Origin of the sequence: Devosia sp., assembly GCF_017307565.1 — a bacterium.
Lineage (GTDB): Bacteria > Pseudomonadota > Alphaproteobacteria > Rhizobiales > Devosiaceae > Devosia.
Window position 1 is genome coordinate 1 of the sequence record NZ_JAFKHD010000204.1, and the last position, 9,056, is coordinate 9,056.

Annotated in this window: 7 protein-coding genes and 1 pseudogene; 5 read left to right on the forward strand and 3 right to left on the reverse strand. The window is 62.6% G+C overall.

Annotated features, from left to right (window positions below; all coding sequences use genetic code 11):
* Positions 1–166: pseudogene (locus J0I64_RS06425) on the forward strand (TIGR02281 family clan AA aspartic protease); the annotation flags it as partial.
* A 56-nt stretch (positions 167–222) separates the two neighbouring features.
* On the opposite strand, the gene dusA reads toward J0I64_RS06425, so the two are convergent.
* Positions 223–1,245: a tRNA dihydrouridine(20/20a) synthase DusA gene (gene dusA / locus J0I64_RS06430; protein WP_291406779.1), complete on the reverse strand. Its 1,023-nt coding sequence runs from the start codon at positions 1,243–1,245 to the stop codon at positions 223–225.
* 144 nt (positions 1,246–1,389) lie between these two features.
* Here dusA and J0I64_RS06435 point away from each other — a divergent pair, with 144 nt between their 5' ends.
* The 3 genes from J0I64_RS06435 to J0I64_RS06445 all read left to right on the forward strand — a co-directional run bounded on the left by J0I64_RS06435 (position 1,390) and on the right by J0I64_RS06445 (position 4,682).
* Complete coding sequence (locus tag J0I64_RS06435; RefSeq protein ID WP_291406773.1) at positions 1,390–1,839, forward strand: universal stress protein; 450 nt, start codon at positions 1,390–1,392, stop codon at positions 1,837–1,839.
* 109 nt (positions 1,840–1,948) lie between these two features.
* Positions 1,949–3,343: an FGGY-family carbohydrate kinase gene (locus tag J0I64_RS06440; RefSeq protein ID WP_291406774.1), complete on the forward strand. Its 1,395-nt coding sequence runs from the start codon at positions 1,949–1,951 to the stop codon at positions 3,341–3,343.
* A 49-nt stretch (positions 3,344–3,392) separates the two neighbouring features.
* On the forward strand, positions 3,393–4,682 hold the full coding sequence (locus tag J0I64_RS06445; RefSeq protein ID WP_291406775.1) for an NAD(P)/FAD-dependent oxidoreductase: 1,290 nt from the start codon (positions 3,393–3,395) through the stop codon (positions 4,680–4,682).
* On the opposite strand, the gene J0I64_RS06450 is transcribed toward J0I64_RS06445, so the two are convergent.
* Both J0I64_RS06450 and J0I64_RS06455 read right to left on the reverse strand, forming a co-directional pair.
* Positions 4,679–5,596, reverse strand: coding sequence for a DMT family transporter (locus J0I64_RS06450; RefSeq protein WP_291406776.1), 918 nt, complete (start codon positions 5,594–5,596; stop codon positions 4,679–4,681). The two genes, J0I64_RS06445 and J0I64_RS06450, sit on opposite strands and share 4 nt — an antisense overlap.
* Before the next feature lie 146 nt (positions 5,597–5,742).
* On the reverse strand, positions 5,743–8,217 hold the full coding sequence (locus J0I64_RS06455; RefSeq protein WP_291406777.1) for a glycoside hydrolase family 2 protein: 2,475 nt from the start codon (positions 8,215–8,217) through the stop codon (positions 5,743–5,745).
* A gap of 378 nt (positions 8,218–8,595) precedes the next feature.
* Between J0I64_RS06455 and J0I64_RS06460 the strand changes: the two genes are divergently transcribed.
* Positions 8,596–8,967 (forward strand): DoxX family protein, encoded by a 372-nt coding sequence (locus tag J0I64_RS06460; protein WP_291406778.1) that lies wholly within the window; start codon positions 8,596–8,598, stop codon positions 8,965–8,967.
* Positions 8,968–9,056: the final 89 nt, after the last annotated feature.

Genomic DNA, 9,056 nt, shown 5'->3' on the forward strand with positions numbered 1-9,056 from the left:
GCGGGCCCGGCTCAAGAATATCGAGGTCGGGGCCATTTCACGGCGGAATATTGCGGCTTTCGTCGCCGAAGACGGCGCGCTGGAAACGAGCCTCCTGGGCATGACGTTTCTGGAGACGCTCGGACGCTATAGCGTGACGCAGAACTCGCTGGAGCTGCAGGACTGAGTTTTGGCCCCGATCTCGTCCTTGGACGGGCTCGGGGCGAGGTCTAGTCGGGCGTTTTAGCTCACCAGGGCTTCGGCGCGTTCTTCGACGACGGAGAGGGCGTGGAGGAACACTTCTGGGCCGGCCTTGGGTTTGCAGGCATCGACGCTCAGGATCTGGCGGAACTGGCGGGCGCCGGGGCGGCCGTTGGCAAGACCCAGCATGTGGCGGGAAATGTTGTTGAGCCGCGTGCCGGTCTGCAACTGGGCTTCGGCATAGTCAGCCATGGCCTGCATGATTTCAGCCAGGGTCAGGGTGGTCGGCTCGGCGCCGAACAGACGATGGTCGACTTCGGCCAGCATCATCGGATTGTGATAGGCGGCGCGGCCGAGCATGACGCCATCCATGTGCCGAAGATGCTCGTCGATTTCTTCGAAGGTCTCGATGCCGCCATTGATCATCATCGGCAGCGGCGCCAGGCGCTGGCGCAGCCGATAGACGCGCGGATAATTGAGCGGCGGAATGGTGCGGTTCTCCTTGGGGCTCAGCCCCTGGAGCCAGGCCTTTCGCGCGTGAACATAAAGCGCCGCGACGCCGGCTTCGGCCATCTTGTCGGCGAAGCGATCAAGGCTTTCCTCGATGTCCTGTTCGTCAATGCCGATGCGGCATTTGACGGTCACCGGCTTGTCGGTGGCCGAACGCATGGCGCGAACGCAATCGGCCACGAGATCGGGTTCGGCCATCAGGCATGCACCAAATTTCCCGGACTGCACGCGATCGGACGGACAGCCGACATTGAGATTGATCTCGTCGTAGCCGAACGTATCGCCAAGGCGGGTGGCCGCAGCGAGGTCGGCCGGGTCGGAACCGCCCAGTTGCAGCGCCACGGGTTGCTCGACCGGATCGAAACGCAGATGCCGCTCAGTATCGCCATGCAGGATGGCGCCAGTGGTGATCATTTCGGTGAACAGCAGACCGCGACTGGTCAGCAGGCGGTGCAGATACCTGCAATGCCTGTCGGTCCAGTCGATCATCGGCGCTACGGAAAAGCGGCGGGCAGCCTCGAGAGAGACCTGCGGGCCGCGCCCCTTGATGGTCATTTCGGCGGTTTCTTGGGTCATTTGGAGTGGGGTGCAATAACCCCTTCTGAGTTCATGAGCAATGCCGCGCGTGATCTGGATCAAAGTGTTGATGACGGCGTTATCCTAGTGTCCAGGCACCACAGCCAACGGGGGATTATCGCCATGTACTCCAATATCGTCTGCGCCATCGACGGGTCGGACCTCAGCACCAAGGCCTATACCCACGCCATCGCCCTGGCGGGGAAACTCGGGGCCAAGCTGACCGTGATCACCGTCACCGAGCCTTCCATCATCGTCGCGCCCGGCGCGGAAATGATGATGGTGGACACCTCCAGCATTCTGGCTGACCTCGACACGGCCAAGAGCGAATCCGCCAAGGCCATTCTGGCCGATGCCGACAAGCTTGCGCGTGCCGCAGGCCTCACCGTTGCTACGCGACATGTCACGGACATGCCGGCGGCCGAAGGCATCATCAAGAGCGCGCGCGATGCCGGGGCCGACCTCGTCGTCATGGGCTCGCATGGCCGGCGCGGCCTCGGGCGACTGCTGCTCGGCAGCCAGGCGGCGGAAGTGCTGGCTCATGCCAATTTTCCGGTGCTGATCATCAAATAGGCATCCTGCCAGTGCGTTACGTTCCGCGTGGCGCACTAACATGTCAGCTATGGCGCGATGCCTGATTTCCCGCTATGGGGGACGGGCATCCAAGCCCGAGTGTCGCGCCATGACCAACGCCCTGCCCCGCCATATCGCCGTGATCGATATCGGCAAAACCAATGCCAAGGTCGTGCTGGTCGACGCGGCGAGCGAAAGCCAACTTGGCGTGCGCAGCCGTCCCAATAGCGTGCTCAATGACGCGCCCTATCCGCATGCGGACGTCGAGGGGCTGTGGACCTTCATCCTCGACAGTCTGGGCGAATTGCACCGCGAACATGGGGTCGATGGCATTTCCATCACCACCCACGGGGCCACTGCCGCGCTGATGGCGGGCGACCAGTTGGCGCTGCCTGTGCTCGACTATGAATATGATGGTCCGCAGGCTTCCGACGAGGCCTATGACCGGGCGCGCCCTGCCTTTGCCGAAACGCTCTCGCCGCGCCTGCCCAACGGGCTCAATCTCGGCGCGCAGATCTTTTGGCAATCGCGGGCCTTTCCCGAGGATTTTTCGCGGGTCACCAGCATCCTGACCTATCCTCAATATTGGGCCTGGCGGCTGACCGGGCTGCTGGCGAGCGAAGTGACCTCGCTTGGCTGCCACAGCGATCTCTGGGCGCCGGAACAGAGCGACTTTTCGAGCATGGTCGATGCGCAGGGCTGGCGGGCGCTGTTTCCTGCTATCCGGCCCGCAGCGTCGGTTCTGGGGCCGATCCTGCCGCGCCTCGCCGGGCTGACGGGGTTGGCGGCTGACACGCCGGTTACCTGCGGCATTCACGATTCCAACGCGTCGCTGGTGCCGCATCTGGGGCGCGACGAGGCGCCCTTCACCATCCTTTCCACCGGCACATGGGCCATCGCGATGACGGTGGGCGGGGACACGACAAATCTCGATCAGTCGCGGGATAGCCTCGCCAATGTCGACGCATTCGGCAGACCGGTGCCGACGGCGCGCTTCATGGGTGGCCGCGAGTTCGACACGCTGGTGCAGACGATCGTTACCCCGAGCGAGGTTGATATTGCAGCGGTTATCGAGCGCGATGTGCAGGCGCTGCCAACGTTTGCACCGGGCGTTGGTCCATTTGCCGCCGGTCGAGGTCGCTGGACGGTTGCTGCCGAAGGGCTGACGGATGGCGAGCGGACTGCCGCCGCCTCGCTCTATCTCGCGCTCGTGGCGCGCGAGTGCCTCGACCTTTGCGGGTTGGGCCGGAGCATCACCATCGAGGGGCCGCTGGCGCGCAATGCGTTGTTTGGTGCCGCGCTGGCGACGTTGGCCGATCGCCCTGTGCATGCCTCGGGCGATGGCACCGGGACCAGTCTTGGCGCGAGCCTATTGTTTGGCGGCCAGCCGGCGCATGAACAGCATGACCGGCCGATTGCGCCGCTGGCTCATCCCGGCTTTGCCGACTATGCGCGCCGCTGGTACGAACGGGCCAAAGCCTCGTCTTTTGTCCCAATGAATTGACGTAGGCCTCTCGGCACCCCATGTCTGGGTCGCAGACATGGAGGCCGACATGGCAACGCCCAAGCACCGCATCGTCATCATCGGCGGGGGCTTTGGCGGCATAGCGGCGGCGCAGGCCCTGGCGCGCGCCGATGTCGAAGTGCTCGTGATCGACCGGCGCAACCACCACCTTTTCCAGCCCCTGCTCTATCAGGTTGCGACGGCCTCGCTCAGCCCATCGGAGATCGCCTGGCCGATCCGCCATATCCTGCGCAAGCAGCGCAATACGCGGGTGATCATGGCGACGGTCACCGGCATCGACACGGCAAACAGGCAGGTGCTGATCGAGGATGGTGCGCCGGAGCGCTATGACAGCCTGATCGTGGCGACCGGGGCGCAGCACGCCTATTTCGGCAATGACCAGTGGGAAGAATTTGCGCCAGGGCTAAAGACGCTCGAGGACGCAACCGCGATCCGGCGGAAGCTGCTGCTGGCCTTCGAAGCGGCCGACCGCGAATTCGATCCACGAAAGCGGCGGGCGCTGCTGACCTTCGCCATTATCGGGGCCGGGCCGACGGGTGTCGAAATGGCCGGAGCGATCAGCGAACTGGGGCGGGCGAGCCTTGCCGGGCAGTTTCATACGATTGCGCCGGAAGATTTGCGCGTGGTGCTCATCGAGGGCGCGGACCGCGTGCTACTCAACTTCAAGCCGGAGCTATCGGCCTATGCGCTGAAGTCACTCGAAGACCTCGGTGTCGAGGTTGAATTGGGGCAGATGGTCAAAGAGATCGACGAGGACGGTGTTTCGTTCGGCGACAAGCGCCTCGCGACCAAGACCGTGATCTGGGCGGCGGGGGTCGCCGCTTCGCCGGCGGCGCAATGGCTTGGGGCCGAGGCGGATCGCTCGGGTCGAGTGAAGGTTGAGCCGGACCTGTCGGTGCCCGGACATCCCGAGATTTTTGTCGTTGGCGACACGGCGAGCATTGCGCGGCCGGATGGAAAACCGGTGCCCGGCGTCGCTCCCGCGGCAAAGCAGGCCGGTGTGCATGCGGCCCGCGCGGCGCTGCGGCGGCTGGCCGGCGATACGACGCAAAAGCCCTTCGTTTATCGGCACGACGGTGATCTTGCGACGATCGGCAAGCAGTCGGCGGTGATCGACTTCGGTTGGCTCTCGCTCAGGGGCTGGTTTGCCTGGTGGGTGTGGGGCGTGGCCCACATCTACTTCCTGGTCGATGTGAAGAACCGCATTTTCGTCGCCATGAGCTGGCTGTGGATATATCTCACCGGCCAGCGCAGCGCGCGGCTGATCACGCATGGCCTGGCGCCTGCGGAAACGCCGCAGGAGAAAATCGTCCACTAGGCCGGTTCGTTGACCGGGGTCACCTCGGGCTTCGAAATCTTGCGCTCGCGCAGCCAGATATAGAGGCCGCTGGCGACGATGATGGTTGCGCCGAGGATGAAGAGACGATCAGGCGGCTGGTCGAAAATCAGCCAGCTCGCTATCGAGAGATAAAGCAGACTGAGATAGCTGAACGGGGCGAGAATGGCGGGAGCCGCAAAGCGGTGCGCCACCGAATTGAGATAGTGCCCGCCAAGACCTGCTGCGCCCATGACGAAGAAGGCGACCCACGAAATGGGCTGGGCGGGCCAGGCCCAATCGGTGAAGGCGACAGGCGCGAGAAGGATGACGGGGGTAGCGCCAGCGAAGAACTGCTGGGTCGAGGCGCTGTCGACGCCGGCAAGCTTTCGCGTGAGGATCGAGAACAGCGCGAGGAAGAAGGCGCAGCCCAGGCTCAGTAGCGCAGCGGGCTGAAAGGCCTCGGAGCCCGGGCGGACGATGATGAGAATGCCGATAAAGCCCACGCCGATGGCAAGCCAGCGGCGCCAGCCGACCTTGTCGCCCAGAAGCGGGCCGGACATGGCGCAGATGATCAGTGGCGAGGTGAACTGGATGGCGCTGGTGACCGTAAGGGGCAGGTAGCGCATGGCGAGGAAATTAAGCCCGGTGGTTGCCAGAAGGCAGGTACCGCGCAGGATTTCGAGCTTCCAGTTGTTGCTCTTCATCACGTCGAAGCCGCTGACCGGAAGGAACAGCAGCAAGAGCAGCGCCAGATGCATGCCATAGCGCATGAAGACGATCTGCGTTGTCGCCATGCCTTCGACCGACAGCCACTTGGCCGAAATGTCGAGGACCAGCAGCACCACTTGCGACATCAGCACGAGACCGATGCCCAGGTTCGCGCGACTTTCGATTGGGGAGACCGCGGCGGCCATCAGCGGGGCCTACCGTGTCCGGCAGCGGCGGAGAATTCGCCGGACATTGGAAAAACAAGACATGGGCAGTCCAGAGGCGGCGACAGGCCGCCCTGCACCGATGATCGATGCAGGGCTACAAGTCAATCCTTGTATGGAAGTGAGAGCTAGAAGGTTTCGGCCAGGTTGCGCACGTTCAGCGAGCCGTTGAGCTCGACGACGGACGCCTTGCCGCCGTGACGCGGGATGAAGGTCAGGTCGACGGGCCGGCCGGGCAAGAGGGTGATGGCATTGTCCGAGAAATAGCCGGGCACATCGACGCTGGCCGTGGCGAAGAAGGCCGGCTTATCGGCCACGAGCGTCAGCACGGCCTGACCCTCGCGCTCCGACCAGGAGGAGGAGATGGTGGGCTGGACCAGTTCGTAGGCCTTGTAGGGTTTTGGGAAATAGTCGTTCTCGCCCAGCACCTTGCCGGCTGCATCCTTCCAGACGAAGAACAGGAATTCGTCGTCGGCCAGATCGGACACGGCGATCCCGGTCACCGCGAGCGCGGCGTCGGCGCCGATGGCGCTATTGCCGGAGAAGAGCGTGCGGGTTGCACCGCCCACGCCAACCGCGAGGACTTCGAGGCCGATCGAGACCGGCCGGCCGGTGTCGTTGACGGCCTTGAGGGTGATCTCGGTATTGCTCGCATCGGGCACGGCGACGACGTTTACGAGGTTGTAGAAGCGGCGCGCCATGTAATGCATCAGCTTCCACTGGCCGCCGTAGTCAAGGCTCGACCAGCTCGCCACCGGCCAGATGTCGTTGATCTGCCAATAGAGCGTACCCATGCAGCGCGGCTTGGTGGAGCGCCAGTATTCGATGGCGGTCTTGATGGCGAGGCCCTGCTGGATCTGGGAGAGGAAAACCATCTGGTCGAAATCGCGCGGGAAGCGGAAATAGCGCGTCATCGTCTCGATGATGCGGGCGTTGCCGCCATTGTTTCGCTGGTGGTTTTCCATGACCGGCGAGGACGGATTGCGGTCTTTCTCTTCCGAGAAGGTCTCGATGACATTCATCGAGGTGAATGACTGGAAGCCAAACTCGGAGGCAAAGCGCGGGTTGACGCTGCGATAGGCATCAAAGCTCTTGGCCGAGTGCCAGACGTCCCAATAGTGGAGGTCGCCGCGGGTGTCGGAATGCCAGCCATCGGAAAAGTCCATGTAGCCGAGCGAGGGCGACGACGGCCAGAAGCGGCGGGCCGGGTCTTCGTCCTCGACGATGCGGTGCAGCATGGAGTTGAGGCGGTCGTAATTGGCGATGTAGCGCTCTTTTTCGGCCCGGGTTTCCGGGTACCAGTTGAGCGAACCAATGACTTCGTTGTCGCCGCACCAGAGGGCGATGGAAGCATGGTGGCTGAGGCGCCGCACCTGCTGGGTAATTTCGGTTTCGACCGAGGCGAGGAATTCACGGTCGGACGGGTAGCTCATGCACGAGAACATGAAATCGTGCCAGAGCAGGATCCCGAGCTCGTCGCAGAGGTCATAGAAATAGTCCGGCTCATACTGACCACCGCCCCAGATGCGGAGCATGTTCATATTGGCGGCCTTGGCGCTTTCCAGCAGGTCGCGAATGACCGCCGGGGTGACGCGCGAGGGAATGGCGTCGGCTGGAATCCAGTTGGCGCCCATCATGGTGATGTCGCGGCCATTGATGCGGCATTTGAACGAGTGGTCGATCTCGTCCTTTTCGATGATCCATTCGAGTTTTCGCAACCCGATTTTTCGCGTCGTGATTTCGCCTTCAAGGTTGGTGGTCAGCTCATAAAGGGGCTGGGCTCCCTGCCCGGCTGGCCACCAGATCTTTGGGTTCTGTATCGTCAGGTTGTGGGTGAAGACGTTTTCGCCCTTCTGGACCGCCACCTTGTCGGTGATGGTCTGGCCGTCGATCTTGTGTTCGAGCTCGACCTCGCCATGGGCGAAGGCGAAGACGCGGGTCTTGATGGACAGCTCGACCGAATTAGCCCCGTGGCTCTGTTCAACCTCGACGCTCTCCTGGCGGGCGAGCCGTGATTTGCGCAGGCTCATCGTGCCATAGACGCCGACGGGCATGGTGCAGATGCCCCAGTCCCAACCCGCATGGCAGGCCGCCTTGCGGATGAAGTTCATGTGGATGCCCTTCAAGCCATTGGTCTGGTAGTTGTAGGTGAAAGGGATCGGGAAGGGGTGCGCGTCCGAGCGTGCCTTGGCGACATCAGGCGCAATGCCGAATTCGATGCGCAGCGTGTTTTCGCCCTGGTGCACCTTGCCGGTAACGTCGATGTCGTGGCGCACAAAGCTGTTGTCGGTGTGGGCGATGACTTCGCCATTGAGCCGGATGGTCGCAATGCAGTCGACTTCCGACAGGGTCAGCGTCAGGTAGCCATCGATATCGTCGGCCGAGGCGTCAAAGCGGCGCTCGACATTCCAGGCGGTCTCGTTGACCCACATCACCAGCTTTTCGTTTTCACCGAAATAGGGGTCAGGGATCAGGTCGGCGGCCAGCAATGCGCCGTGGACATCGCCCGGCAGGCTGATGGCCGTCGTGATATTGCGCGACGGCGCGGTCAACCCATAGGCGCCGCTGAGATCGAGTGCGGAATTGAAGCTGGCGATAGTCAAGTCATCCTCCTGCCGGCTTCCCGCCGGCCTCGTCTGGCAGCGCGCAGGGCGCCACCGAAATCGATTTCAATGAAATTTGTAGCGGGAAGTTCGAGCCCTTCCAATGGCCCGGTGGAGGTTTTTCGTCGACTTTTGCATCGTTGCTATAGATGACCGGCACCGCATGAGCGGATCGCCATGCATGACGACCTGTTTAATCGCCCCGAGACGTTTGCCCGGCGTATGCTGCGCACAGCTGATGCAGACCTCTTTACGATCAGCGCTCGCGGTATGGTACGGCAGGATCGGGACTAATTTTCTCGCGCCTGTCGAATTTTGCGACTCCTCTTCGTCGTGAGAGTGAACGGGCCATGCAGGGTCCACAAAAGGCAGGGCAAGATGATCAGGACTGGTTGGGTATTGAGCGCATTGGTGACGCTCTTTCTTCTGGGTGCTTCAGCGGCACCGAAACTCATGAATTCGCCACTGGCGCTCGAGCCCATGGAAGTGGTGGGCTGGCCGGCAAAGTATCTCTTGCTGATCGGGATCATCGAGGTCGTAGTCGCGGTGCTCTACATCATTCCACGCACGGCGTTGCTGGGTGCGGTACTGATGACGGGACTGCTTGGTGCGGCATTGGCGGCAAATCTGCGGGTCGATAATCCGCTCTTCAGCCACACGCTGTTCAGCCTCTATCTCGGGACGCTCGCGTGGGTGGCGCTATGGCTGAGAGAGCCCCGGTTGAGGAGCCTCTTTCCGATCGTGCGCTAGCTCAAAAGTGGTCGTCACCACCGGGCTTGTCCTGGTGGTCCATGCGGAGGCGAGATGGATTGCCGGGACAAGCCCGGCAATGACGACGG